This is a genomic window from Mesorhizobium sp. ANAO-SY3R2 (genome assembly GCF_042466635.1).
Lineage (GTDB): Bacteria > Pseudomonadota > Alphaproteobacteria > Rhizobiales > Rhizobiaceae > Aminobacter.
Genome location: NZ_CP159955.1, coordinates 305,859 through 330,965, shown reverse-complemented (window position 1 = coordinate 330,965; position 25,107 = coordinate 305,859). Strand labels below are relative to the sequence as shown.

Annotated in this window: 21 protein-coding genes; 8 read left to right on the top strand and 13 right to left on the bottom strand. The window is 61.4% G+C overall.

Annotation, left to right across the window (positions count from 1 at the left end; all coding sequences use genetic code 11):
* Positions 1 to 29: 29 nt before the first annotated feature.
* Positions 30 to 1,343, bottom strand: a complete 1,314-nt coding sequence (locus ABSY17_RS06365) for an Nramp family divalent metal transporter (RefSeq protein WP_378948140.1) — start codon at positions 1,341 to 1,343, stop codon at positions 30 to 32.
* A gap of 118 nt (positions 1,344 to 1,461) precedes the next feature.
* The gene (locus tag ABSY17_RS06360; protein ID WP_378948138.1) at positions 1,462 to 1,860 is read right to left on the bottom strand and encodes a PRC-barrel domain-containing protein; all 399 of its coding nucleotides are present in this window, start codon (positions 1,858 to 1,860) and stop codon (positions 1,462 to 1,464) included.
* A gap of 226 nt (positions 1,861 to 2,086) precedes the next feature.
* On the opposite strand from ABSY17_RS06360, the gene ABSY17_RS06355 reads away from it, so the two are divergent.
* Positions 2,087 to 2,254, top strand: a complete 168-nt coding sequence (locus ABSY17_RS06355; RefSeq protein WP_378948135.1) for a Thivi_2564 family membrane protein — start codon at positions 2,087 to 2,089, stop codon at positions 2,252 to 2,254.
* A gap of 117 nt (positions 2,255 to 2,371) precedes the next feature.
* On the opposite strand, the gene ABSY17_RS06350 is transcribed toward ABSY17_RS06355, so the two are convergent.
* A complete protein-coding gene (locus ABSY17_RS06350; protein WP_378948133.1) occupies positions 2,372 to 2,917 on the bottom strand; it encodes a hypothetical protein in 546 nt (181 codons plus the stop codon).
* A gap of 550 nt (positions 2,918 to 3,467) precedes the next feature.
* Here ABSY17_RS06350 and ABSY17_RS06345 point away from each other — a divergent pair.
* Together ABSY17_RS06345 and ABSY17_RS06340 are read left to right on the top strand one after the other, a co-directional pair.
* On the top strand, positions 3,468 to 3,737 hold the full coding sequence (locus tag ABSY17_RS06345) for a hypothetical protein (protein WP_378948131.1): 270 nt from the start codon (positions 3,468 to 3,470) through the stop codon (positions 3,735 to 3,737).
* A 134-nt stretch (positions 3,738 to 3,871) separates the two neighbouring features.
* Entirely contained in the window at positions 3,872 to 5,176 is a 1,305-nt protein-coding gene (locus tag ABSY17_RS06340; RefSeq protein ID WP_378948129.1) for a glucoamylase family protein, read from the top strand.
* Positions 5,177 to 5,288: 112 nt separating this feature from the next.
* Here ABSY17_RS06340 and zwf read toward each other — a convergent pair whose 3' ends face one another.
* The 5 genes from zwf to ABSY17_RS06315 form a co-directional block, all read right to left on the bottom strand.
* On the bottom strand, positions 5,289 to 6,701 hold the full coding sequence (gene zwf / locus ABSY17_RS06335; protein ID WP_378948126.1) for a glucose-6-phosphate dehydrogenase: 1,413 nt from the start codon (positions 6,699 to 6,701) through the stop codon (positions 5,289 to 5,291).
* 169 nt (positions 6,702 to 6,870) lie between these two features.
* A complete protein-coding gene (gnd, locus tag ABSY17_RS06330) occupies positions 6,871 to 7,881 on the bottom strand; it encodes a phosphogluconate dehydrogenase (NAD(+)-dependent, decarboxylating) (RefSeq protein WP_378948123.1) in 1,011 nt (336 codons plus the stop codon).
* Positions 7,882 to 7,908: 27 nt separating this feature from the next.
* Positions 7,909 to 8,370, bottom strand: coding sequence for a transaldolase family protein (locus tag ABSY17_RS06325; protein WP_378948120.1), 462 nt, complete (start codon positions 8,368 to 8,370; stop codon positions 7,909 to 7,911).
* Entirely contained in the window at positions 8,363 to 10,450 is a 2,088-nt protein-coding gene (gene tkt / locus ABSY17_RS06320; RefSeq protein ID WP_378952474.1) for a transketolase, read from the bottom strand. Before tkt ends, ABSY17_RS06325 begins: the two co-directional genes overlap by 8 nt.
* Before the next feature lie 380 nt (positions 10,451 to 10,830).
* Complete coding sequence (locus ABSY17_RS06315; RefSeq protein ID WP_378952471.1) at positions 10,831 to 13,116, bottom strand: cation:proton antiporter; 2,286 nt, start codon at positions 13,114 to 13,116, stop codon at positions 10,831 to 10,833.
* A gap of 734 nt (positions 13,117 to 13,850) precedes the next feature.
* Here ABSY17_RS06315 and ABSY17_RS06310 point away from each other — a divergent pair.
* The 4 genes from ABSY17_RS06310 (at position 13,851) to ABSY17_RS06295 (ending at position 15,961) form a co-directional block, all read left to right on the top strand.
* Positions 13,851 to 14,816, top strand: a complete 966-nt coding sequence (locus ABSY17_RS06310) for a L,D-transpeptidase family protein (RefSeq protein WP_378948117.1) — start codon at positions 13,851 to 13,853, stop codon at positions 14,814 to 14,816.
* A 26-nt stretch (positions 14,817 to 14,842) separates the two neighbouring features.
* Positions 14,843 to 15,022: a hypothetical protein gene (locus ABSY17_RS06305; RefSeq protein ID WP_378948114.1), complete on the top strand. Its 180-nt coding sequence runs from the start codon at positions 14,843 to 14,845 to the stop codon at positions 15,020 to 15,022.
* 187 nt (positions 15,023 to 15,209) lie between these two features.
* Positions 15,210 to 15,476 (top strand): hypothetical protein, encoded by a 267-nt coding sequence (locus ABSY17_RS06300; RefSeq protein WP_378948111.1) that lies wholly within the window; start codon positions 15,210 to 15,212, stop codon positions 15,474 to 15,476.
* Between the two features lie 290 nt (positions 15,477 to 15,766).
* On the top strand, positions 15,767 to 15,961 hold the full coding sequence (locus ABSY17_RS06295) for a thermonuclease family protein (RefSeq protein ID WP_378948108.1): 195 nt from the start codon (positions 15,767 to 15,769) through the stop codon (positions 15,959 to 15,961).
* Here the strand turns inward: ABSY17_RS06295 and ABSY17_RS06290 are convergent, their stop codons facing one another.
* From ABSY17_RS06290 to ABSY17_RS06275, 4 genes are all read right to left on the bottom strand, one after another.
* The gene (locus ABSY17_RS06290) at positions 15,962 to 16,204 is read right to left on the bottom strand and encodes a hypothetical protein (protein ID WP_378948105.1); all 243 of its coding nucleotides are present in this window, start codon (positions 16,202 to 16,204) and stop codon (positions 15,962 to 15,964) included.
* 159 nt (positions 16,205 to 16,363) lie between these two features.
* Complete coding sequence (locus ABSY17_RS06285) at positions 16,364 to 18,010, bottom strand: Na/Pi cotransporter family protein (protein WP_378948102.1); 1,647 nt, start codon at positions 18,008 to 18,010, stop codon at positions 16,364 to 16,366.
* Between the two features lie 333 nt (positions 18,011 to 18,343).
* Positions 18,344 to 18,454: a hypothetical protein gene (locus tag ABSY17_RS06280; RefSeq protein ID WP_378948100.1), complete on the bottom strand. Its 111-nt coding sequence runs from the start codon at positions 18,452 to 18,454 to the stop codon at positions 18,344 to 18,346.
* A gap of 468 nt (positions 18,455 to 18,922) precedes the next feature.
* Positions 18,923 to 20,521: a winged helix-turn-helix domain-containing protein gene (locus ABSY17_RS06275; RefSeq protein ID WP_378948098.1), complete on the bottom strand. Its 1,599-nt coding sequence runs from the start codon at positions 20,519 to 20,521 to the stop codon at positions 18,923 to 18,925.
* A 372-nt stretch (positions 20,522 to 20,893) separates the two neighbouring features.
* Between ABSY17_RS06275 and ABSY17_RS06270 the strand changes: the two genes are divergently transcribed.
* A complete protein-coding gene (locus tag ABSY17_RS06270) occupies positions 20,894 to 23,743 on the top strand; it encodes an autotransporter domain-containing protein (protein ID WP_378948095.1) in 2,850 nt (949 codons plus the stop codon).
* Positions 23,744 to 23,842: 99 nt separating this feature from the next.
* On the opposite strand, the gene ABSY17_RS06265 is transcribed toward ABSY17_RS06270, so the two are convergent.
* Positions 23,843 to 24,274, bottom strand: a complete 432-nt coding sequence (locus tag ABSY17_RS06265) for a hypothetical protein (RefSeq protein WP_378948092.1) — start codon at positions 24,272 to 24,274, stop codon at positions 23,843 to 23,845.
* Positions 24,275 to 25,107 lie beyond the last annotated feature (833 nt).

The following is a 25,107-nucleotide window of genomic DNA, read 5'->3' as shown; positions in this document are numbered from 1 at the left end:
CAGGAACGCCACGGACGTGCACTGCTCGCCTAAAGAAAACCAGTCAGGATCATAGCGGCAGCCGTGAGCGCCATCACCCCTGTGGAGAGCCAGCCGAACGTTCCAAGCAAGCGCCCGATTGTCTCCTTGCCCATGATGCGGGGTTGCGTCGACATCAACATCATCATGGCCATGATCGGAACGGCAACGACGCCGTTGATGACAGCACTCCAATACAAGGCTCTGATTGGATTGATCGGAGTGAAATTAAGCCCCACGCCGATCAGCGTCGCAATCGCAATCGTCGCATAGAAGGCCTTTGCGTGCTTTGGCTTCCGATTTAGTCCCGTCGGCCAACGCAGGGTCTCTCCAACGGCATATGCCGCCGAGCCGGCGAGGACTGGCACCGCCAACAGTCCGGTACCAACGACGCCAAGCGCAAAAATGGTCTCGGCCATGATACCGGCCACGGGCTTGAGCGCTTGTGCTGCTTGGGCAGAGCTTTCGATATCTGTGATGCCGTTGGCATGAAGCGTCGCTGCGGCCGTCACCATGATCGCCAAGGCAACGATGTTGGAAAAGCCCATGCCGACGAAGGTGTCCAGACGGATCCGAGCTTCGGCATCCTCCGCCTGTTTCGGCGCAGTTTTCAACGCCTTCCGTTCAGGAACAGCTTTGATATCCTCCACTTCTTGCGAAGATTGCCAGAAAAAGAGGTAAGGGCTGATTGTAGTGCCGAGGATGGCGACGATGGCAGTCAGGTAGTCTTTGTCGAGTGACAGATGTGGCACAAGGAAGCTCTGTGCCAATGCGGACCAGTCTATTTTGACGAAAAACAGCGTTGCGATGTAGGCGAACAGCGCAAACGTCAGCCACTTCAAGGCGCCAACGTAGCGCTTGTACGAGAGAAAGACCTGCATCAAGACGCAGATGGTGCCGAACAACAGGACATAGACGATCTGCGGACCGCCAATCAGTATGCGCACCGCATCAGCCATAGCTCCGATGTCAGCCCCTAAATTGATGATATTCGCGACCAAAAGCAGTGATACGCAGACATAGACGATTGTATTCGGATAGAACTTCCGGAGATTGCCGGCGATACCGCGGCCTGTCGTACGCCCGAGGCGGGCGCTGATAATTTGAATGGCGACCATAAGCGGATATGAGAACAGGAGTGTCCACGTGGGAACGTATCCGAACTGTGCGCCCGTCTGGGAATAGGTGGCTATTCCGCTGGGGTCATCATCGGAAGCGCCTGTTATCAGGCCAGGGCCGAGGATCCTCAACAAACCTGGCCGGGTTGGCGGATCGCCTGAATGGGACCTATTTGCCATTTTTCCGGCGAGCGCTTTTTTGGACATGGACCAATTCGTGAGTGGCGGAAGTAATGGTTCCCCCATTCCCTCTGGAGCGAGCCGCTAAACCGCCAAAGGCCCGCCACCTTTGAGAAGCGACGAGCCAAGTCTGGCGTGTGACAAACTACTTTCGATCCCAGCGGCCTTCATACTTAAATCCCGGAGCGGCCTTTAGCTGCTCTTTGGTGGCGTCCATGGTCGCCGTCCACTTCTTGTCGTTCTCAACGTAAGTAATTTTCACTGCCTTGGGACTGACAATAACATAGTGCTCGTCCATGCCGAGGAAACCACCCACCGAGACAATGTAGCCTGCAAGGGTATCGTTGGAGAGAACAAGGTCTTTGATCTCGCCCACGGTTTCGTCTGCGCTGTTTTTGATGTCCAGTCCGACGAGATTGTAGCTCAGCACGTCGGTTGGCTGGGCAGTCACAAATTCTTGAGTCGTTGTGGTCTCAGCCGTCTGTGCATGAGCTGCCCCCAAAAAGACGGCAGTGGTTGCGAGTGCGATGAGAGCCCGACGCATGGCGGTTTTCCTTATCTGTTGCCCAGAACGGCAAACTCTGGCGCTCCCAATTCGTTCCAATGTGTCCCAGTTTTCGTGGGATTGTCGCCATGCCACTGATCAGCGTCGTAGCATGGGACTGGGCCAGGCGTTTGAGCATCAACTTGCGGCAGGGAGTGCGAGCAACCCATTGGCGTGACGCGCGTTATTGCGATGGCGCTGGGACGCCGACCATGGAGACACGGTCATGGGCTTATCGGTAATCATCAGCATTCTGATCACGTTTCTCGTCGTGATCCTTGTGCTGTATCTCGTCCAACGCCTTCCGATCGAGGGCCGGATACGGCAGATCATTCAGATCATAGTCATCCTGATCGGCATCATATCGCTGTTGAAATATCTGGCTGTCTTCTAGGTCGCCCAGATCGGAGCGTCCCAACAATTGCCCGATAACAAGCGTCTTTGGTGTGGGGTAATACCGACTACTCGCGCCCGATCGACACCAAGCCAACTCCACCTATGTACGCTCGTGCTAGTAGGGGCCATACCCATAGTAGGGACCGTATCCATAGTAGGGGTAATAGTAGTAGTAGCGGGGGTAGATTGGCACCGCCACACCTGCGGCGAGCCCCAAACCAAAGCCCCATGCGAAGTCGTTGCCATACCATCCATTGTGCCAACCGTGACCGCCATGCCAATGGCCGCAATTCCAGCAGCCGCGCCAGCCATGACCGCCGTGCCAGCCACTATGCCAGCCGTGGCCACCCCAGCCGTGGCCACCATGCATATGCCACCCACCATGACCGCCCCAGCCATGGCCGCCATGCCAGCCGTGACCGCCATGCATGCGCCACCTGCCATGACCAACGAGTTGCACCATGCCATCAAACCCGCCAACTTCCGGGTACACGAGCACAGATTTTTGCGGCTGAAGAGAACCACGCACCTCGCCAACTGCATTGGCAATAGTTGGATTTGGCACCGAGACCGGACCAGCGATTGCCGGCAGCGAGGTGCCGCTCAGCGCGCAGAGAACAAGTAGCCCCGAGCGCGCAACAACAGAGACGTCCGTCGTCATTGCATCCTCCACGGGAGCGGCGTCCGCACAGCAAGGACTGCGCGAGGGCGCACACATACGCAGATATATAAACGCATGGCGAACGCTGACGTTCCAGTTGCCCTGAGAGTCTGCGTCTCCTGTCGGGGGTGATCGCCTCCAATAACAAGCCCCGTCGCTTTTTACAGCCGGACAGACGAGCTTGGTCGTGCGTGGACCCGCACATGGGGCCGCGCCGCTGGCGCCTTTAGCACAACTTTGGTCAAGCGGTCGTCCGCCCCACACTGCGGAGGGCGTCAACCTGGCTGCTTCTTGGGCTGGTATTGGGTGCACTAGGTACTGTTTGGCCGTCGTAGTGATCAGGGCGATTGGGGTGGTCATGCGGTTTGTGATCTCGACCTCGCCGCAGAGCGTGGATCATTTCACCGAGTTCGGCGTTGTGGTACCCGACCAATAGGACGCGTGGCCAAAGCCACGAGGACGCCATGACTTTGTCAGATTGGATCTACTACGCGATGTTCATCGCCACTACGGCGACCATCTTGACGTTCGTGTTTCTATGAGGCTGCCAGTGACCGGCGGCAATGATCCGTTCGATGAAATCGCCAGCCTGATTCAAGAGGCAAGGAAGCCGTTTCCGGTTGCCCTTGTCAGGCGGTTGGTACGGCGTGCCGCCTCACACGTCACGGTCACGCCCGAGCTTACCGATGCTGTCGACCGGCTGAACGCGAGCATCAAGACCCTTTCCGAAGTCACCGATGAGATCGGGGGCGGCGCGTATAACGAGCGCCGGAGTGCGCTCGACGCTCACGCACGCCTGCGCATCCTGTGTCGCGGCTAGCAGTTTCGGCTGTCGATGAAGTCGTCAGTGGCCCGCGTGTGCCTCAGCCACAAGATGACGTGATAGCGGGGATTGGCCTCGTATGGCTGCAATCGATCGCCGCACACCAAGGACGTTGCACACAGGCGAACCGAATGAAACAACGGACAAAAAAGCCCCCCTCAAGTGACGCTCTCCTTGCTGTACTTCAGCGCATGACATTCGATTATTTCCTGCAAGAAGCCAATCCCGCCAACGGCCTTGTTGCCGACCGGTCGAGAAGAAACTCCCCTGCGAGCATCGCGGCGGTTGGTCTGGGGCTCACGGCTTATCCCGTCGGGGTCGCGCGCGGTTTCATAAGTCGCGAACAAGCATGCGCGAGAACGCTCGCCACGCTGCGCTTCTTTTGGAACTGCAAACAGGGGCCTGAGCCCGATGCCACCGGCTACAAAGGGTTCTATTATCATTTCTTGGACATGCACACGGGAAGACGGGTGTGGCGATGTGAATTGTCCACGATCGATACAGCGCTTCTCATGGCCGGTGTTTTGACGGTCGGCGGCTATTTCTGCGAAGATTGCGAAGACGAAGAAGAGATCCGGACATTGTCGGAAGCGCTGTACCGTCGCGTGGAGTGGGATTGGGCACGCAACGGTGGCGCCACCGTCACCCACGGCTGGAGCAGCGAGAACGGCTTCATCGGCTACCGATGGGGGGGCTACGACGAAGCTATTATCCTCTACGTTCTGGGCCTCGGTTCGCCGACGCACGCCCTGTCGCCAGAAAGCTACACGGCCTGGCTTTCGACCTACCAATGGAAGAAGATCTATGGCCGCGAATTCCTCTATGCCGGGCCGCTGTTCATCCACCAGCTTTCGCATGTGTGGCTTGATTTTCGCGGCATCAAGGACGCTTTCATGCAGGACCATGGTAGCGACTATTTCGAGAACAGCCGCCAAGCGACCTACGTGCAGCGGGAATACGCCATCCGCAACCCGCTGGATTTCGCCGGCTATCATGAAAGCAGTTGGGGCATTACAGCAAGCGACGGACCAGGCGACCAGACGCGGATCATCGGCGGTGTCGAGCGGAAATTTTTTGGCTATCTGGCCCGCGGTGTGCCTTACGGCCCCGACGACGGCACACTGTCGCCCTGGGCGACAGCAGCATCATTGCCCTTTGCACCGGAAATCGTGCTGCCCGCGCTGTGTCATTTCCACGACATCGACCTCAATCTCGACAATCCCTACGGCTTCAAGGCCAGCTTCAATCCGACATTGGCAACAGCTGGCGGCAACCCCGCCGGGTGGGTGGCCCCCGACCATCTCGGGCTAAATCAAGGACCGATCGTGCTGATGATCGAAAACTACCGATCCGATTTCCTTTGGGGGCTTACCCGCGCTTGCCCCCACATCCAGCGCGGGTTGCGCAAAGCAGGCTTCAGGGGAGCTTGGCTGTAACTGCGCAGATAGGCAATTTTTCGCGAGTGGCCCTACTGTTTTCAATGCTGAATTCCTGGACGAGAAGCTTCAGGTCGGCTTGCAGGCGATCGCTGCGAGCAGTGTACGTACCTCAACGGGAGCCGCCATCGGTCGTCTCCACTGATGGCTTTCCCGGCGATGGATTGCGCCAGCCACCATCGGCTTCTGCGAGGGCCGCAGCTTCCTCCGGCCCCCAGCTTTGCGGTTCGTATGGCCGGATCGGAACGGTATCGCCAAGAATCAACGCCACAGTACGCCAGGCGGCTTCGATGTTGTCATAGCGGGCAAACAGCGAAGCGTCTCCTTCAAGGGCGTCGCCCAGCAGGCGTTCATAGGGTGTTTCTTCGGCACTCTCATGGCGTTGGGCGACAAGTTCCACGGTTTCGCCAATCATGGCATGACCGGGGATCTTTACCTGTGCGCCCATGGAGATCACGACATCGGGGCTGATCCTAAAACGGAAGTAGCTCGCTGTAGCGAACGGGGAAGTATCGAACACCGCATGGGACAGCGTTTTCAACCTCACTGTGATTTCTGTGGCTGTAACGGTCATTCGCTTGCCGGCGCGAATATAAAAGGGCACGCCCGCCCAACGATCGTTGTCGATATAAAGCCGCAATGCAACGAAGGTCTCGACCTCGGAGGCGGCATTCACGCCTGGCTCGTCGCGGTAGCCCTTGAATTGGCCTCGCACGGTGTCGCCTGGAAAAATTGGACGCATAGCCTTGAATAGCTTGTGTTTCGCGACGCGCAGTGCATCGGATCGATGATCGGCCGGAGCGTCCATCGCCAGCAGCGAAACCACCTGAAGCAAATGGTTCTGCACAACATCGCGGATGGCTCCGATACCCTCGTAGAAGCTTCCGCGCCCCTCCACGCCGAAAGTTTCGGCCATCGTGATCTGGACGCTATCGATATAGGTGCGGTTCCAGATCGGCTCGAGAAACGTATTCGCGAATCGAAAGTAGAGCAAATTCTGAACCGGCTCCTTGCCCAGGTAATGGTCGATGCGAAGAACGTCCGCCTCCGGAAAGAACTTCAGCAGCGTACGGTTGAGTATCTGGGCAGAAGACAGGTCGCGCCCGAACGGCTTTTCAACGATGACGCGCGCGTTCTCGGCGCAACCCGAACTGGAGAGGCCATTGACCACGGTTCCGAACATCTCGGGCGGAATGGCAAGATAATGCAAGGGACGCACAGCCTTGCCCAGCGCTGTGCGGAGTCGCGTGTATGTCGAGTCGTCGCGATAGTCGCCGCTTATATACTGGAGCCGCGCTGCCAGTTGCGCGAAGGCCTGCGCATTATAGCTGCCGTGCCTTTCAATGCTGTCACGGGCGCGGGCAATGAGGTGGTCAACGCTCCAGTCCGATTTGCTCACGCCAATGACAGGCATGTCGAGCAGACCATCTCGCGCCAGCGCCTGTAAAGCCGGGAACACCTGTTTGTAGGCCAGATCACCGGTGATGCCGAAAAGGACGAATGCGTTCGAGCGCGCGGAGGGCATGTCAGTTCGCCGCTTGTCCGGCTTGGCTTCGCATTATAGCAAAACCAGCCTTGGCCCGGCATGTTTCTACATAAATACGTGGGCGGCACCATCGGCTGCCCGAAAGATCAGCCTCGGTTGGGCAGCGCATGGGCGATGATTGAAGCGCCGGCCGGTGATTGACCACTCCCTACTCCGCCGCGCTGGGTTCGGGGTCGATGGGCTCGGCGCCCTCGACATGCCCGCCGAAGCCGGAGCGCATGGCCGAAAGCAGCTTCTCTCCGAAGGTATGCTTTTCCCGCGAGCGGAACCGGGCGAAGAGCGCGGCGCTGAGCACACTCACCGGCACTGCCTCCTCCATGGCTGCATCCACGGTCCAGCGCCCCTCGCCCGAATCTTGGACATAACCGGAGAACTGGGCGAGCTGCGCGTCCCTCGCCAGTGCGGCCGCGCCGAGATCCAGCAGCCACGATGATACCACGCTGCCGCGCCGCCAGACTTCCGCGATATCGGCCACATTCAGCTCGTAGCGTTCGTCTTCCGGCAAGTCGGGTGAATCCTTACCGCGCAATATGTCGAAGCCTTCAGCATAAGCCTGCATCAGCCCGTACTCGATGCCGTTGTGCACCATCTTGACGAAATGCCCGGCACCGCATGGCCCGGCGTGGATATAGCCGTGCTCGGCGCGGGAATCGTGCGCGCCACGTCCCGGTGTGCGCGGGATGTCGCCCAGGCCCGGCGCCAGTGCAGAGAAGATCGGGTCGAGATGGTCCACGGCTGCCTTCGAGCCGCCGATCATCATGCAATAGCCGCGCTCCACGCCCCAGATGCCGCCGGACGTGCCGCAGTCGATATACTGGATGTGCTTGCTCGCCAGCTTCTTGGCGCGCCGGATGTCGTCCTTGTAGAAGGAATTGCCGCCGTCGATGACAATGTCGCCGGCCCCAAGCAGACCGCCCAGCGAAATCACCGCGTCCTCCGTGATCTGGCCGGCTGGCAGCATGAGCCAGACCGCGCGCGGTCTTTCCTGCAGCGCGCTTACCATTTCCACCAGCGAACCGGCGGCTGTCGCCCCTTCCCTCGCCAGCGCTTGGCGCGGCTGGTCGTTGGTATCGAACACCACGCAGCGGTGCCCAGCACGCATAAGGCGACGCGCAATGTTGCCGCCCATGCGGCCAAGTCCCACTATGCCGATCTGCATCCGTTTGGCTCCTCGCAGAACCGTCATCTATTTGAGCGCCGCTTCCATGGCGTGCTCCAGCTCCGCTAGCTCCGCAGCGACATCCTTGAGATGAACGCGTAACGCGCGGCGGCCGCGCTCCACCATCGCCTCCAGGTCACCGCGCGCCTGTGTTGCCTTCACCACGCCGATGTAGCCGTCCCTGCCCCGGGTCTGGTCGTAGACGGGGCGCAGGACATCTGCGCCAGCGCGTATGTCGGCAACCGCCAGATGCTCGTAGATCGCGGAAACGCTGTGGTCGGAATTGGCCGGGAACCGCTTCAGCGAGTAGGCATATTCCTCGGTTTCGCCGATCGCCTTCTCGAAGATGCTGGGGGTCGAGGTAACGCCCTTTAGTCCGTCCTTCTCAATGAGGAACCGCAGCTTGCCCTTGTCGATCAGGCTGCGCCTCAGACAGTCCAGCCAAACCGACTGGCCGTAGGCTTCGAGTTGGATGAGCGGGTTATTCATGGCGTCTGTCTCCTCGGTCCTCCATCTGCTCCCTGGCGGCGGCAAGCACCTCGTCGGGCGTGAAGCCGAATTTCTTGAGCAAGTCCTTCAGCGGCGCCGACGAACCAAAGGTGTGCATGCCAATCTTGGTCCCCGTTTCACCGACATAGCGGTCCCAGCCGATCTTCGAGCCCGCCTCGACCGACACGCGCGCCTTGACATCGGGCGGCAGCACGCTGTCGCGGTAGGCCTGATCCTGCTGCTCGAACAGCTCCCATGACGGCATGCTAACGACGCGCGCCGCAACGCCCTCCTGCCTCAATGTTTCAAAGGCCTGGACACACAGCGCGACCTCGCTGCCCGTGCCCATGAGGATCACCTCCAGCTTGCCCTTCTCGGCGTCGGCCATGACATAGGCGCCGCGCGCCACGCCCTTGGCCGAGGCGTAGCGGGTACGGTCGAATGTCGGCACCGGCTGACGGGTCAGCACGAGGCTGGCGGGCCGATGCCTCTGGCCGATGATGACGCGCCACGCTTCCACGACCTCGTTGGCATCGGCCGGCCGCAGCGTGATCAGGCCGGGAATGCTGCGCAATGCGAGGAGCTGCTCGATCGGCTGATGAGTCGGCCCGTCCTGGCCGACTCCGATCGAGTCATGGGTGAAGATAAAGATCACCGGCAACTGCATGAGCGCGCTGAGGCGGATGGGCGGCTTCATGTAATCGGAAAAGATCAGGAACGTCGAACCGTAGGGACGCAGCTTGCACTGTGCCAGTCCGTTGAGCACTGCGCCCATGACATGCTCGCGAATACCGAAGTGGAAGTTGCGGCCATCACATTCGTGTGCCTGAAAATCTCCCGCCTCCTCAAATCCGAGCAGCGTCTTCGTCGACGGCGCAAGGTCGGCCGAGCCGCCAATCAGCCAGGGATAACGCGGCGCGATCGCATTCAGCGCCTTGCCCGAAGAGTCGCGGGTAGCGAGACCCTTGGCATCGGCCGGAAAGATGGGAGGTTCGGCGTCCCAGCCATCTGGAAGCTTGCGCGTCTGCATCCGGTCGAGCTCGTCGGCAAGCTGCGGATACTGTTCGCGATACGCCTTGAATCTCTTCTGCCAGGCCTTGCGGAGCTCCCGGCCCCGCCTGCCGATGCCAGCACGAAAATGCTCGCGCACGCCGTCGGGCACAAGGAAGTGGGTATCCTCCGGCCAGCCATAGGCTCGTTTGGCGAGGCGTATCTCCTCCACGCCTAGGGGTTCGCCATGGGCCGCGGCGGTGTCCTGCTTGTGCGGGGAACCATAGCCGATATGGCTTTCCAGGATGATCAGGGTGGGAACGTCGTTCGTCTGACGAAATGCTTCGATCGCTTGGGCGATGCGCTCTGTGTCGTTGGCATCGCCCACCCGGCGCACGTTCCAACCATAAGCGAGAAAACGCGCCGCCACGTCTTCGGTGAAGGCGAGGTCGGTGTGACCTTCGATCGTCACCCGGTTACTGTCATAGATCCAACACAGGTTTCCGAGCATCAGGTGCCCGGCCAGCGAAGCGGCCTCACTGGAGACCCCCTCCATCATGTCGCCATCACCGCAGACCGTGTAGACGTTGTAGTCGAAGATGGTGAAGTCGGGCCGGTTGAAACGCTTTGCCAGCCAGTTGCCAGCGATTGCCATGCCCACACTATTGGCGCAGCCCTGTCCCAGCGGGCCCGTCGTGGTCTCGACGCCCGTGGTCAGATGATACTCGGGATGGCCGGGGCACTTGCTGCCGATCTCGCGAAACCGCTGGATGTCCTCGAGCGAAACAGAGGGCCGGCCGAGCTGTTCATATTCCGCATCCACGGCCTTGACGCCGGTAAGGAACAGCATGGAGTAGAGCAGCATCGAGGCATGCCCGTTGGAGAGCACGAAGCGGTCGCGGTTAGGCCAGATCGGATCCAGCGGATCGAAGCGCAGGAAGCGCTGCCACAGCGTGTAAACCAGCGGTGCCAGGGCCATGGGCGTACCAGGGTGACCGGAGTTGGCCTTCTGCACGGCATCCATGGACAAGGTGCGAATGGTATTGATGCAAAGCAGTTCGATGGATCTGGCGTGCGGCTCTGCTTCCATCGCCGGGCTGGAGCTTGCGCCTAACTGACCTCTCTTCGCGCTCGGATGGACTCCACCGGCTTGAGCGAAAATCGGATCCATCCTCGTGACTCCTTCGCCGGGCTGAAGCTTGGATTGGTTGGAGTTTTGTCCAACGTCGGCAGCCAACTGGCTCGCGGTGATGCTCGGATAACTAGGGGAACCACCTGGCGCGGAAAGAGGGTCAGCGCCTGTTATTGCCGGCGATTGAGAACAGAGACAGCCCCTCCTCGAGGCCCGTAGCAAGCGCCGTCGCCCAGCAACGCGGCCGCGCCTCTTGCGTTGCGAGGAATTTGCCGCCCAAACTAGCGAAGGATGGCCGACGCCGTTCTCAGCGCCTGCCGCTAGCCTTCGCCAGCACACTAGTCGCCGTTTCGTGCAACATCGGTAGGTCCGCCGACCTCGCCGGAGCGCCTCGCTTCCTGCTCGGCTTCGCTACGGTGGATGAGCTCATCCGACAACAAGATGACCGGAGCGCTAGACTTCGCGAGCACGCTAGACGCCGTTTCGCCGAACATCAATTCGTCGCCCGATCGCCGCGCCACGCCCATGACAATCATCGACACGTCGCGCGCGGCCTCCTGGATGATCGCCTCGGCCGGCGCACGCCGGGCCCGCACGGATGTTTCGATCGCCGCACCGTAACGCTCCGCAAGCTGCACGATGTCCTTCAGCAGCGCCTCCTCGCGACGGTGCGAGATTGTCTCGGCGCGGTCCCTTTTGGCAGTGCGCGACACGTACAGCACCTTCACCCGCACGCGCTCGGTCCGGGCAATGACCAGTGCCAGCTCCGCCCCCCGGCGGGCGACCTCTGTGCCATTAACCGGCACCAGGATGACTGAGTTAGGCCCCAACTTGGGAGTGCCGCAGCGCGCGGCCTTGACCACGAGGCAGAGCGGGCCGTCGAAGCCGGTCGCGATATCGCTGAGCCTTTTGGTGAACCTTGTCTGGGACGTGAGCGAGTGCGCCAGTCCAAGGATGAGAAGGTCGTACCCCTTGCGGGCTTCTGCCGCGACTGCCGTTCCTGAAGCCGCAACCTCCTGGCGCGCGGTGAGGTGCACTCGCTCGGCCCGCGCACCCTCCTTCTCCTCCACCGCCTCGGCGCTGGCCTTGGCGCCGCGCTCGACCTCGTCCAGATGCCGCCCGGTGCCGCCATTCTTTTGCCCCTTGTGCCCATCGCCGGCATGCATCACCGTGATCGGCATGCCACCGCCGATCAGGCCCGCCAGGTAGGAGGCGAATTTCCCAGTAGCGCTGTCGTCAACTACCACTAGCAACCGCTGCAGCCTCGCTACGAAACCGCGCTGGTCAATCTCCTCACGCTCCAGACGCTCCTTTTCCGCGCTACTCATCGGCAGACGGCCGAGCGCCCAGCGTAGGGTCGGCGGCATCGCCAGCGTGGTGATGACAGCCATGGTTACGATCATCGTGTAGAGCGTTTGCGAAAGCACGCCCATGGAAAGGCCGATGGTGGCGACGATCACTTCGGTGGAGCCGCGCGCATTCATGGCGCAGCCAATGGCGACCGCCTCGCGTTGCGACAGGCCGGCCAACCTGCCGCCGAAGAAGGCCCCGCCGAACTTGCCCAAGCTGGCGATGAGGACGAGCCCGAGTGTGAGCAGCGCCAGGGTTGGATCGGTCAGCACGGTAAGGTCGGCCGACAGACCCGCCATGCCGAAAAAGACCGGCATGAACAACGCCGTGATAATGCCTCGCAACTGGCCTTCTATATGGCCCGACAAGATGGGAGATTCCCCAACCAATATGCCGGCCACGAAGGCGCCCAGCACAGTGTGCACACCGATGAGGTCGGTGATCAACGCCATCACGCCCATCACCACGAGGATGACTGTGATGACGGCGAACTCGCTGCGAAAGGTGTCGTTCGTCCAGCGGATCAGCGTGAACACGATGCGCCGGCCGAGCGTCAGGCTGAACACCATGAAGGCGGCGACCCCCAGCACGATTCCGGCTAGACGCGCCATCTCCAGCCGCCCCTCTTTGGCGATTCCCAGAGTGATGGCGATGATGACCCAGCCGATCGTGTCCTCAATGATCGCCGAGGAGACGATCATCTGCCCGAGGTTGCGGCGCATGAAGCCCATTTCGCGCACCACCATAGCCACGATCTTGACCGACGAGATCGACAGCGTTGTGCCTAAGAATAGCCCCGCCACCACGCGCTGTCCTTGCGAGGGCAGGAGCGTCTCAGGCAGGAACTGCGCCATAACATAGCCTAGCACGAAGGGCAGCAGCACGCCGGATGCGGAGATCGAAAGGCAGGCAGCGCCTATTTTGCGCGCAAGCTTGAGTTCGGTTTCCATGCCGGTCAGCAATAGAAGGAGCAGAATTCCGAGCTGGGACACCGCATCGATCTTGCTCTGCTGGGTTGGGTCGGCCGGAAAAAGTGCGTGCTGCACGAGGGGCGAAATCCAGCCGAATAGCGAGGGACCGAGCAGGATGCCGGCGATCAGCTGGCCCATGATCGCAGGCTGACCCAAGCGCTCGAAAAGCTCGCCAAGCCCGCGCCCGGCCAATAGCAGGCAGATCAGTTGGGCTATGAAGATGACGTCGCCCGAGCCGCCGACTTTGGGATCGGCGGGCCAGGCTACGGTCGCACAAAGGATTGCCGACGTCGCAAGTGCCATTACCGCGCCGCGCTGATGCCGTCCTTGCCGAAAAGAAAAGCTCATGGACCTTTTTGCTCGCCGGTTGGCCAATGCCATAACGACCGGACACGACTTGCGTTGCAAGCAGGCGCTTACCATTGAGAATTGGGAGTACCGCGGCGATGACTATTTCGTGTTGGCCGATGGGCGAACTGCTATCGTTGACGCTGAGACACTCGAAATCGTTATCGCAATTGAGTGATCACTGCGCCGGCCACTAGCTACGCCCCCCTAAAGCGGAAAGATCGCGTGAGGCGACACTGTTTCCTCCGGCTAGACACCCAATATGGAACGAGATGGCATCGATGATCGGAGGCGTTGATGACAGACTCTGCGCTACTCAAGTTGAAGGGCACCGGATATCTCGTTTCAACTGCAAGCGTTCTCCTGCTGGCGATCGTGAGCTGGCCGCACGCCAGCGAAAGTGTAGCCATGACGGTCTGTCTGCTTGGCGGAGCTGCATCCTCCATCTTGGCATGTTCTGCCGCTGGCTTACCTATGAGATCTAGAAGCGCCAGATGAAGCCAAAAGCCCCCTCGCATGACGTCATCGGTGGCCCCAGCGTGGACTGAGCGCCAGCGGTCCGTCATCTGAGGCAGGGTCGGAGATGACGGCGCGCTTCGGAATCCAGGCACGCGTGACTGGAACCGGTGTCGATGAGCATCGTTGACACAGCAGCCTGCTTGTGGCCGGTACGACTTTGGAGGCCATGGATGTGGCAGCTCGCAATCGCCTTCTCCGCCGTCACCCTGATGTGTTCGGACGCGTGCGGGGCCGACTTGACGCCCCAGACGGTAAATACTGCAACCTTCTCGGAGTGGGATCACAGCTGGGCTGGACCCGACCCCTTCGTCATCCGCGTACAGGTGCTGCTCGACCGGGCCCGATTCTCGCCGGGAATAATCGATGGCATCGTCGGCGACAACTTGAAGGAGGCAGTGGGCACCTTCGAAGAACTGAATGGCATGCAAGCGGAGGGTCAGATCGATGGGAGGTTCTGGACCGCCCTTCAACGCGACACGGCTCCCGTGCTAACGACCTATACGATCACCGGGACCGATCAGAACCAGCGCTACGTCCGTAAAATCCCGAAGGACTTCGGGAAAATGGCCAGGATGAAGTGGCTTGGATACAGCGGGCCCCGCGAGATGCTCGCGGAGCGCTTCCACATGGACGAACATCTCCTCGCCAGGCTCAACCCTCGGGCGGACTTCACCAGACCGGGGACGAGAATTGTCGTTGCGGCGGTCGAACGGTCCCCCGAAACAAAGGTCGCCCGGATCGTGGTCGAACGCGCGGCCGCGCGGGTGCTGGCATATGACGAAGGTGGCGAACTCGTGGCCGCCTACCCTGCCACCATAGGCAGCACCGAGACCCCCACGCCCTCCGGAACCTACAAGGTCAAAGGCGTGGCCAAGAAGCCACACTACAGCTACAATCCAAAGAAGAATTTTCAGCAGGGGCATAACACAAAGCCGCTGGAATTGCCGCCCGGCCCCAAGAATCCAGTGGGGCTAGTCTGGATCGATCTGTCCAAGCCGACCTACGGCATCCATGGAACGCCGGATCCTGCCCTGATTGGCAAGACGCAGAGCCACGGCTGTGTTCGGCTCACCAATTGGGACGCGATCGACCTTGCCAGCCTCGTCAAGCCGGGCATGCCGGTCGAGTTCAGGTAAGACGGCATTTGTAAGAGCTACTTACGATGCTGCGTTCGATGGCGGGACGGCTGTTCAAGACGAGGCGGGCCGCAGCGACTTCCATGCTGGCCAGGGCGATCCGCTGGGATAATAAGAGCCTCGTGTTCCATGCCTTTGATCTGCTCGCAATGTTTGGCTCTTTTCGCATCCCTGCTATCGAGGTAAAATTCGATTTAGGAGGCTAGGCGGTGATGCGTCTAGGAGTCCCATTTTTCTGGCAGGACTGGTTCTATTGGGCTGTCATGATCGGCACGATCACGCTGATTATGTGGTACGTGGTTTAGGACGCTGCCGTTCCGAATGGATGTTTTTGCAACTGAGGAGGGGCTCATTTTGCCTTGGAAGCCCCGATAGGACTGGGGACACGCAGAGTTGAAGCCAGATCCGTTCGATGAAGTCGGTAGACTGATCGAAACCGCCAACCGGCCATTCCCGGTGACGCTTGCCCGGCGACAGATCCTGCGTGCCGCCTCGCGTGCCCCGGTCACATCAGAGCTTGCCGACGCCGTCGACCGGCTGAACAGGGCCATTCTCGCTCTGGCCGAAGTCATAGACACGATCCGCACCGACCCGGTCTACGCGCGCCATGACGCGCTCTGTGCCCTCGCCCGCTTGCGCATCCTATGTCGCGGCGGCTAGGCGATTCACTCTCGGCATTAGGCTACAGACCAAACCATCCCAGGCAGTTCGGCAATAAACTCGGCAATCATCGACTGTTCGTGCTGGCCGTTCATCTCCCTATCGAGTTCGGCGCAAGCATAAGCTCAATCAGCTTCGCGTCAGGTGATCCGCCTTGGCGACCCGCTCGGGCTCACACCCCGCCAAGAGCGCCTAATCGGTGTGGTTACGCTCCACTGCCGATATCGTGAGTTGACTTCTTCCGGTCGCGTTCGTGCGAATATGTCGAGCGAGACCGCTACAGGCGTTTCGTGGGGGACTGCTACCGGGCGGACGGGCAGAGTGTCGCCCGCTGGCTGGTCCGCAATGGGCACGCCCTGGACTGGCCGCGCTACAGCAAGGGCCCCTTTGGCAGCGAGCAGGCAAAGGCCAAGGCGGATCGCCGCGGCATGTGGCAAGGCGACTTCCTTGAGCCTTGGGAAGCCAGGCGCCTGAAGGGCAACTGATCAGCGCCCATATTCGCGGAAGAAGCGTGGCAATTCCAGCGGCCCGCTGCGCTCGATTGGCTTCCACTCATCTGTTCTCAGCCAAGCCCGGTTAACTAAGCCTCGTTCCCGGTCCTTGTCCGGATCGAAATGCAGACCCTCGAAATAGGCTGCGAAGGTCTCAGCATCGGCGCGCGTTGCAAAGCAGTAGAGGCGGAAGTCTTCCTCCAACGCCTCGGCCCGTCGATTCACATCGCGCTTCACCGGAACAAGAGCTACGTGTCTACAACAGCCCCGAAAAACCGCCCCGAGCGCGGTTCGCTGCGGTGAAGTCTGCTGCAGGGTGGCAAGCGGAAGCTCGTAACAGCCGTGGGAACGACGACTTAGCGCCAAAAGCGGCCACAGGCCCACGGGCCCTGATCGTCATGCGCCGCGGCCGACGAGATGCGCCGCCGCGCGCCAGGCATGGTGCGCGATCCGGCCGAGCCGTCGGGCGTCGTCTATCCGCGCGAAGGCTTCCGAGGCGGTGAGCTTCCCCTGCGCGGCCAACGCGAGGGTCGCAGCGCGATGGTCTTGTAGCAGGGCGTCGAGTTCCCTCGCTGACAGTTCCACCTTGGCGAGCGCCGCCGCGACCTCGGATGAAACGCTCCAGCCGATGGCGGCGGCCTGCGCGCTGAGGGCGGACTCCGAGGTGATCGAGCCACAAACGACCCGTGCCGCGCGAATGGCCTGTGTGCACAGCTCGGTGGCGCGAAGGTCATCGGGGGCTTCGGCCGCCAGCTCTGGGAACCCGTCTCGCGCCAAAAGGTCCACGAGGCGCGAGGCGTGATCGAGCGCGTGCAGCGTGCTCGTCAAGCGAAACTGCTCGGCCTCCGTCTCCGGCGGCTGCTTCAATTCGGACAGAAAATCCCGCACCGCCTCGAGCGCGGCGGCGGCCGATGCGGCGTCCCGTGCAGCAGGGCCGGAACCCGAAAGCACCGCCGACACCGAGGCTGCGGTTTTAGCCAGGACATCCGCCACGACACGCCGGGCGGTCTCGACCGCGATCACCGGGCTGGCAAGCGTGCTAGGATCGAGCGCACGCTGAAGCGCCGTCTGCTTGGAGGGCACAAGCCGCTCCACTATACGGGTGAACCACTGCGTTGCCGGAAGGAGCACCGCGACCCCAACAACGTTGTAGGCCGTGTGGTAGGCTGCAAGGAGCGTCATTCCGTCGACCGACTCGGCTAGGGCTTTCATCAGTGCCGCAGTGAGCGGAAAGGCCAGGATCGCGATGAGCGCGGCTATGACCTTGAACAGCACATAGGCGAGGGCAAGGCGCTTGGCCGTTGCGCTGGCACCGATGGCTGCCAATGCCGAGCTCGTCGCCGTCCCGATATTCTGGCCGATGATCAGCGCCGCGCCCTGCTCCAGGCTCACTGCCCCGGCGTAGAAAGCCGAAAGGGTGACGGCGATGGCGGCCGTCGAGGACTGCATGACCGCGGTCATCACCAGGCCGACGACGATCAGGGTCAGCAGGCCGACCAGTCCTTCGATCCAGCCAACCCCCGGCGTGCCGAGCACCGCGGGGAGGTCAGACGGATGCAGGCTCTCGGCGAGGCCACCCATGCCCTGCTGGAGTGTCGTCAGCCCGTAGAGCACCAGCGCGAAGCCGGCGAGCGCGCTGCCCGTTGCAGCAATTCGCCCACCCGCCAGCAACTTGGCCAGCGCGCCAGCGAAGATCATCGGCAGCGCGTAGCTCGAAAGCGAGACGCGCACGCCGATCAACGCCACGAGCCAGCCCGTACCCGTCGTGCCGATATTGGCGCCGAATACGAGGCCGAGCCCCTGCGGAAAGGTCAGAAGGCCGGCGCTGACGAGACCGATCGTCGTCATGGTCACCGCGCTCGACGACTGCACGAGCAGCGTGACGATCGCGCCCCAGAAGGCGCCTGAAAGCGGGGTGGCGGCCGCCTTGGCGAGGACGGTGCGCAGGGCGGATCCGGCCAGCGCCTTCAGGCCGTCGGTCATGACGGTCATGCCGAGCAGGAACAGCCCGACGCCGCCGAGGATCGCAATTGCTGTCGACACGTACGTCTCGTCCCGCGTACGATTCCGTCCTTGGTCTTGTTGGACGTCACAGCGCCCGTCGAGCTTAACACGCGGCAGATCACTGACTGCGAAATACCTATAGCACCTACATCTAGCAAACGTTTCTGCTGATCGCTCGTATTCTCAGAATGCTCTCAGGTTCTAAAGGTTGCGAGAGGGAGGGTTCCTTCCCTCCCCCCCATGATCTGAGTCCAAGGAGGGGGGGAGAGCTATGGCCATATCCTGACGGCCCTAGAGGGACACGTATCAGGAAGCAAAAAGCCCCGCCACCTTTCGGCAGCAGGGTGATATGAAACGGTTCCCGAACATTGATCAATCGACTTTGGCCGCATGCCAAAGGCCGCCAATGCCATCGCCCTTCATGTCGCCGGCTTTCTTGTCCTTGGCAGACGTATAGACCGGTTTCTTGTCATAGGCCCACATCTTGCTTCCATCCTTGCGGGGTATGACGGTCCACTCGCCCGCGCCCTTTGCATTTGCATCGGCCTTATAGGCAGGCCAGGTTGCGGCGCAGGCATCCGCTTGCGAGCACCCTTGATGCAAGAAAGATGGCGGCTGGGGCTTTGCCCTTGGTAAGCGAGAGCCGCATTGGTTCTGCTACGAGCACAGATCCGAGGGCGAAAAAATACCTAGGCTGATTGTCGGTGTGGAAGTCCGCAACGGGTAGAAAGCGGAATGACCGCATTCGGGCGGGCATGCAAGAAAGCGGACTTTCGGTCAGCCAACATGACCTACAGCTCTGCACCCAAGTCCGACGTCGAGAGCGGCTTTGCCGTTTCCCCGTAGCAGACATCGCCGGTCGCGAAGTTGACGGTCGAGGTTACATCTAGTGGCGTTGGCGATGCATCTCGCTTATTCAACCGAGTGGACCCAGATTGCATTTAGGTCACCTCAATCAAATGCTGCTGCTTTGCCTTGTCTGACAGCCAGATCCGGGAAACGACTTTTCAGTTCTGGCGGGATTACACCCTCGCCATGCATGTTGACGAGATGAACAGACAGTCCCAGCAACACGTTCTTCTGGTGGTGCCGGCGCTCAAACTGGCGTGCAGAGACCCTGTACAGGTACATGAGCATGCGTTGCCCCTGGGCCATCGTCACAGCAGCCAGAACCGGCTTGAGCACCGCCGGGACAAGGCGGGCTTTGGGTGAGAGGAAGAACAGGCCGACCCTGAGCCGGCTGGCCGGGTCAAGCGTATGAAGCTCGGCAGTCAGTTGGGCGATATCGCCGCGACGATGTACGGCAAGCAAGGCAGTCCCCTTGATGACCAGAAGATAGATATGGAACTGCGATCCGGGCTTGCAGAGCTCGATCGCCCTGTCATAGAGCTCGATCGCGCGTTCGATATCGCCCTGGCTGGCGTGGATTTGCCCCTTCATGGCAAAGGCCGCAGCAAAGGCAGTGCTTGTCAGGAAGGCTTCGTCGGTGAGCCGGCAGGCCAGTTGCAGATGGCCTCGGTCGAGGAAGCGCAGCACTTTTGCGATTCCCATGAGCAGCATGGGCTTGCCCTCGGCTTTCGGCAGCGCCCCCAGCGCCAGCCGTTCGATCTCATCCTCGATGGACAGCCATTCGGCATCCGTTAGGGGTGGTGTCCCCGGCACGAGCGGCGCCAAGACCAATTGTGCATAGCGATTGAGCGCGCGTAGAACGGCAATGGTGGGATCATCGGGATTGGCTGCGTGGGCCGCTTCAAGCCTCGGCGCATTCTGGTGCCAGCTTTCGGAACCGGGCGAGACCAGTCGGGCCGCGTCGTGCAAACGCAAATGCAATGGCCGATCGGTCGGCTCCGGGCGCTCGCCGTCGGGCAAGGCCGCATGGGTCCAGATCGACTGGACCAGTGATTGAGAGAAGGCTTCCAGATCCGCACTTTGCGACGGACCTGGCAAGGTGATCCGGAAGGGCGCAATCAACATGTTGTTTCGGCCATCCCTGAGAACCAGCGCCATATGAACGTGCCCGCCGTCGGACAGCAGGCTCACTTCCAGACTATGGACAACGGTGCCTGCCGCGTCTTGCTCGAAACGCCACTGCGGCATGCATAGGACCTTACGCTCCGCCCCAAGCGCAGATCCAAGATGCTTTGCGAGGCTCTCGACGATCAGCCGGAGCGGGCCCGTGTCCTGTGCGAGACCATAAACAGGACCGATCAGCAGGAAGGCCGAGACGGCTTCGGCCGCGACCGCATCGGCGACCCACAGATAGCCCTCGCCATACTGGGTGGCGATGAAACGAGGAGCGCGGGCATGGTCTCCCAGCCGCTTGCGCAGGCGGTTGATCAGATAGTCGATATTGCGTTCGCCGAGCTCTCCAGCGAGGTCGCCCAGGCCCTCCAGCAATTGCGGCCGGGTAACCAGTTTGTGTGGCTGGCGGCTCAATTGCAGGATCAGGGCCCGCTCCTGCCGGGTCAGCCGCAGGACCGTTCCGTCGTCTCTCGTCGCGAAGAGCATGTCGGGCTGAAACATCAGATCGGCATAGCGCACGAATTGCATGGCTCTCCCGGTGGGTTGGCGGAGCAGATCCTGGCGTGGCGCCGGTTCCTCCGGTTCTGTGACAATCGGCGGTCAGTTCAACTCTAAAGTATATCAAATAATATTCATCACGTATGTCGCAGGAATAAAATCTCCTGAAATTTAGAAGAAAATAAATCACAGAAAACGACATGAAAACACCTCGGTCAAATACTGGTGCGAGAATGTTTTGTTATGGCTGCCTCGGACGGCAAAACGGAGCCTGCGTTTGTTGCAGACCTCCTCAATGCGCGCCGGGGACGAGGGGGACGCGGCATGTTGGGACGATCGACGGCGCAACGCAGCGCGAACCGGCTTTTGAATAGTTGCGGCGATGGCGACCGGGGGGGGCGGATGGGCAATTCATCACATTCCGATGCGCCGGAGGAGCGGGTGGCACTTGTGCGTTCCTTGCGGGCGCTCAGGTCGACGACGGCATGGGTCGGCGTTGCTTTCTCGGTGGTCGCCCTGCCACCGTTGGCGCTGGGAACGCTGCTCCTGGGTGGAGCACCTTCTGCCATCGCCGCCGGAGGCGGCGGCAGCGCGGGCGGATTTGCAGGAGGAGACGACAGTGATACCGGGACCGGTGCCAATGGGACGAAGGGAGATCCCGCAGGTTGGGCCGGCGGCGGAGGCGGTGCTGGCGCGGACGGAGGATCGGGTGGTGCCGGCGGAGCCGGTGCGGCAGGCGGAGCGGGCGGCGATGACCCCGGCGGGTCCGGTCTGTCCGGTGCGGATGACGTAGGTAGTGGCGGCGGTGGAGGCGGAGGTGGCGGCGCCCACGGTTTTGTCGACGCAACGCTTCCCACATCGGACACGACTGGCGGCAACGGTGGAAATGGTGGGAGCAGTCCCTCCTATGACGGAGGCGGCGGCGGCGCGGGTGGCTATGGCGCGGTCGTCACCGGCACAGGCAATCTTGGCCAACTTGACCAAACGCTGAACGGTGGGAATGGTGGCACAGGCGGCAATGCGGGGCCACAAGTCGGTGCATATGCTGGCAATGGGGGGAGCGGCGGAGTCGGCCTGCGCCTGAGTGCCCCCGGCGCCAAGTCGATCACGATCGGCGCCGACATGCGGGGCGGTGCCGGCGGCAATGCGGGCTTGGCAACAACCTCGTCTGACAGAAAGTCCAAGGGCGGCGCGGGCGGCGCCAGTGTCAGCGCAAGCAATGCGACCATTGAGGTCTTGTCGGGCGTTACCGTCAGTGGCGGAAATGGCGGCGACCGCGACCCCAACGACCTGACCGGCAACCCGAACTACGGGCTTGGTGGCGCTGGAATCAGCGGCTCGGACCTTGCGATCATTATCAGTGGCCTGGTTTCCGGCGGGATGAGCGGCAACGGCGTAGTACGGGCCGATGCCATCACCTTCACCGGCGGTGCCAACACGCTGACCTTCGGCACCAGTACGTCGGGCCTTACCGGCAACATCGGCGTCAATGGCGGCGGAACGCTGACATTCGACCAGTCGGGCGTCGATACTGTCGTTGACAGCGCCATTACCGGCACCGGCTCGGTCGCGAAGACCGGCACGGGCACCATTACCCTTTCCGGCGCGAACTCCTATGCCGGGGGAACGACGGTGAGCGAGGGGACGCTACTGAGCAACAACACCTCCGGCAGCGGCACGGGGACGGGCATCGTCTCGGTGTTTGACGGCGCCACTCTCGGCGGCTCGGGCACGGTCGGCGAAACGGTCATCCAGTCCGGCGGCATTCTGGCGCCGGGCAATTCGATCGGCACGCTCAACACGGGGGCGTTGACTTACAAGGCCAATGCCATCCACGACGTCGAACTCGTCCAAGGGGGCAACACTGCCGGCACTCACAACGACCTCACCTTGGCGAGCGGGCTGGTGACCATCGATTCCGGGGCCGTCTTGCATGTCAGGCCGGAGAACGGCACCGATACCGGTCAAACCTACACACCCGGCCTCACCTACACGATCATCACCTCGACCGTCGGCGTTACCGGACAGTTCGGCTCGCTGGTCGATAACTATCTCTTCCTCGATTTCACCGACAGCTACGATGCAAAGAACGTCTATCTCACCAGCCAGCTTGCCGACGTTTCGTTCTGCCTTGCCGGATCGACAGCCAATCAGTGCGCGGCGTCAAAGGCGGTGCAGTCCTCGGCGCCGAGCGCGCTCTTCAGCGCCATCGTCAACCTGACCGACGAAGACGTGGCGCGCGCCGCCTTTGACCAGCTTTCGGGCGAGATGCACGCCTCGGCCAAGGGCATGTTGCTCGACGACAGCCGTTTTGTCCGCGATGCAGTAAACGATCGCCTCCGCTCGGCCTTCGGCGCGCCTTCGGCGGCAGCTCTGCCGATCCTCGCCTATGGCGAAGGCGGGGCCGAACTCGTCGCCGCCGATACCGAGCGCTTCGCCGTCTGGGGCAATGCGTTTGGCTCATGGGGGAACAACGATGGCGACGGCAATGCCGCAGCCTTCGACCGCTCGATCGGCGGCCTGTTGATGGGCGGTGACGCCCTTGTCGGCGATGCCTGGCGCGTGGGCCTGATGACCGGCTTCAGCCGCTCGTCCTTCGATGTCGACGACCGCAATTCGTCCGGCGATGCCACCAGCTACTATCTAGGTGTCTATGGCGGCGGCCAATGGGGGGCACTGTCGCTGCGCACGGGGGCGGCCTACAGCTGGAATAGCCTCGACACCCGCCGCGCGGTGACCTTCCCCGGCCTGTCCGAGCCCCTGTCGGCCGACTATGACGCCGGCACGGCGCAGATATTCGGCGAGGCGGGATACCGCATCGACACGGCAGCGGCTTCCTTCGAGCCCTTCGCCAATCTCGCTTATGTCAATGTCCGCACTGACGCGTTCACCGAGGAGGGCGGGGTGGCGGCACTGTCGCAGGCCAGTTCCAATACCGATGCAACCTTCACCACGCTCGGCGTCCGTGCCTCGGGCGAGTTCGTACTCGGCACCGTTAGTGCCACCGCGCGCGGCATGATCGGCTGGCGCCATGCCTTCGGCGACGTCACCCCACTCTCGACTTTGGCCTTTGCCGGCAGCGACGCCTTCGCCGTCGCTGGCGCACCGATCGCCAGGGATGCGGCGGTGATCGAGGCCGGCCTCGACTTCCACATCGCACCGAAGGCGACACTCGGCGTTTCCTATACGGGGCAGTTCGGTTCGGGCGTGTCAGACAACGGCGCCAAGCTCGACCTTAGCATAAGGTTCTGAGACACACTCACATGTAAAAACTCAAGAAGGCCCCGCCACCCTTCGGCAGCGGGGCGAATGATTGGCTTGAGTGTGACGCGTCGAATTTAACCGACGCGACTAGTATCCGGGATAGCAGGAGCCGTAGTAGCTCGAATAATAGGGATCACAGTAAGAATACCACCCAATCCCGGAGTCCCCTCCGTCGTTAAAGAAGAAGTTATCGTTGCGGAAGCGGTTGAAATGATCGTTGTGGAAGTGACGGCCATGATCAAAGTGTTGACCATGGAAGCCATGATGGAAGCCACCGCGCTGCGGAAATATCATGCCACCGTGACCGCCGCCCATGCCGCCGTGGCCTCCGCCGTGGCTGCCGCCGCCGCCGCGGACGAATTGCACCCCGCCGCCAAGATCACCATTCCATGCGCTTCCGACCGTCGGGGCAATGTCGGAAATGGACCTAGGAATGCTGCCGGCAAAAGCAGGCGCACCGTAGAGCGCTCCAAGGCTCAGCAACCCCGAGCATGCGAGTATGGAGAGATAGCGTCTCATTTGTCTTCTCCAGGGGGAAATGTCCGTGGAGCTCAAGGCCTGCGATGATCGTAGGGGTTGGGCCACTCTCGGACCACGTATATAAACGCTTTAGTAGCAACGATGTTTCCTTCGCTCATCGTTTAGTGATGAGACGTGAAGTCGCTATCCTTTGCGGAATCCTTGTAACTCCGCCTTCAAGGCCGCGCTTTGCCCGAACACCGGGATCCACAACGGGGCGCGAGTCATGAAGACGGAGCGGGCGGGCTAGGTCCGGCCCTCCAGCCATTGACGTCGCGCCCTCGCCTCCTTCGCCCGACGGGCATCAATCAGAATCTCAAGCTCGTGGTTCTCGTCAGGACCGTCTCGAAGTATTCCGGGCTACTGATGGGCGTGCGATAGGTGACGGTTTCCGGGTCCCGCGGCATCCAGCCCCTTGGCGCGAGCAAGATCCTCATTTTGCGCGGCTCCGGTCGTCTACAACCAAGCCCAGGACCGCCTCTTGGCAATATGGCCGACTTGGGGGTGGGGCAATGCCAAATTGCTCGGCGACCTCCTTGAGTTCGGCCCTCTAACGACGACAATGGTGCGGTCTCTGTCCGGCCCTATCTGCGTATCAGAGCCAGACACGTGCGCGGCGAAGACAAGCTTCGCCATGTCACGGTGACCAAGGTCTAGGTTCCTGGCAGCCATTCGGAATAGTCTGAGGCCTATTTCCATCCCCGATTGGCGGAATTGCTGGGTAGCGCGATTGCATGTGATCGTACGGCGGCAGGTGGGGCAGATGCCCAGATGGTTTCACCCTTTCCGTCTCCCGTTCCTCGCGGGCACCTGCACCTGCTTACCTCCGGTGG

Excerpts from the sequence above, each read along its gene's own strand:
- ABSY17_RS06365 (WP_378948140.1), bottom strand. The coding sequence starts at position 1,343 with ATGTCCAAAAAAGCGCTCGCCGGAAAAATGGCAAATAGGTCCCATTCA.
- ABSY17_RS06360 (WP_378948138.1), bottom strand. The coding sequence starts at position 1,860 with ATGCGTCGGGCTCTCATCGCACTCGCAACCACTGCCGTCTTTTTGGGG.
- ABSY17_RS06355 (WP_378948135.1), top strand. The coding sequence starts at position 2,087 with ATGGGCTTATCGGTAATCATCAGCATTCTGATCACGTTTCTCGTCGTG.
- ABSY17_RS06350 (WP_378948133.1), bottom strand. The coding sequence starts at position 2,917 with ATGACGACGGACGTCTCTGTTGTTGCGCGCTCGGGGCTACTTGTTCTC.
- ABSY17_RS06340 (WP_378948129.1), top strand. The coding sequence starts at position 3,872 with ATGAAACAACGGACAAAAAAGCCCCCCTCAAGTGACGCTCTCCTTGCT.
- zwf (WP_378948126.1), bottom strand. The coding sequence starts at position 6,701 with ATGCCCTCCGCGCGCTCGAACGCATTCGTCCTTTTCGGCATCACCGGT.
- gnd (WP_378948123.1), bottom strand. The coding sequence starts at position 7,881 with ATGCAGATCGGCATAGTGGGACTTGGCCGCATGGGCGGCAACATTGCG.
- ABSY17_RS06325 (WP_378948120.1), bottom strand. The coding sequence starts at position 8,370 with ATGAATAACCCGCTCATCCAACTCGAAGCCTACGGCCAGTCGGTTTGG.
- tkt (WP_378952474.1), bottom strand. The coding sequence starts at position 10,450 with ATGGAAGCAGAGCCGCACGCCAGATCCATCGAACTGCTTTGCATCAAT.
- ABSY17_RS06315 (WP_378952471.1), bottom strand. The coding sequence starts at position 13,116 with ATGGCACTTGCGACGTCGGCAATCCTTTGTGCGACCGTAGCCTGGCCC.
- ABSY17_RS06310 (WP_378948117.1), top strand. The coding sequence starts at position 13,851 with ATGTGGCAGCTCGCAATCGCCTTCTCCGCCGTCACCCTGATGTGTTCG.
- ABSY17_RS06305 (WP_378948114.1), top strand. The coding sequence starts at position 14,843 with ATGCTGCGTTCGATGGCGGGACGGCTGTTCAAGACGAGGCGGGCCGCA.
- ABSY17_RS06280 (WP_378948100.1), bottom strand. The coding sequence starts at position 18,454 with ATGTGGGCCTATGACAAGAAACCGGTCTATACGTCTGCCAAGGACAAG.
- ABSY17_RS06275 (WP_378948098.1), bottom strand. The coding sequence starts at position 20,521 with ATGCAATTCGTGCGCTATGCCGATCTGATGTTTCAGCCCGACATGCTC.
- ABSY17_RS06270 (WP_378948095.1), top strand. The coding sequence starts at position 20,894 with ATGGGCAATTCATCACATTCCGATGCGCCGGAGGAGCGGGTGGCACTT.
- ABSY17_RS06265 (WP_378948092.1), bottom strand. The coding sequence starts at position 24,274 with ATGAGACGCTATCTCTCCATACTCGCATGCTCGGGGTTGCTGAGCCTT.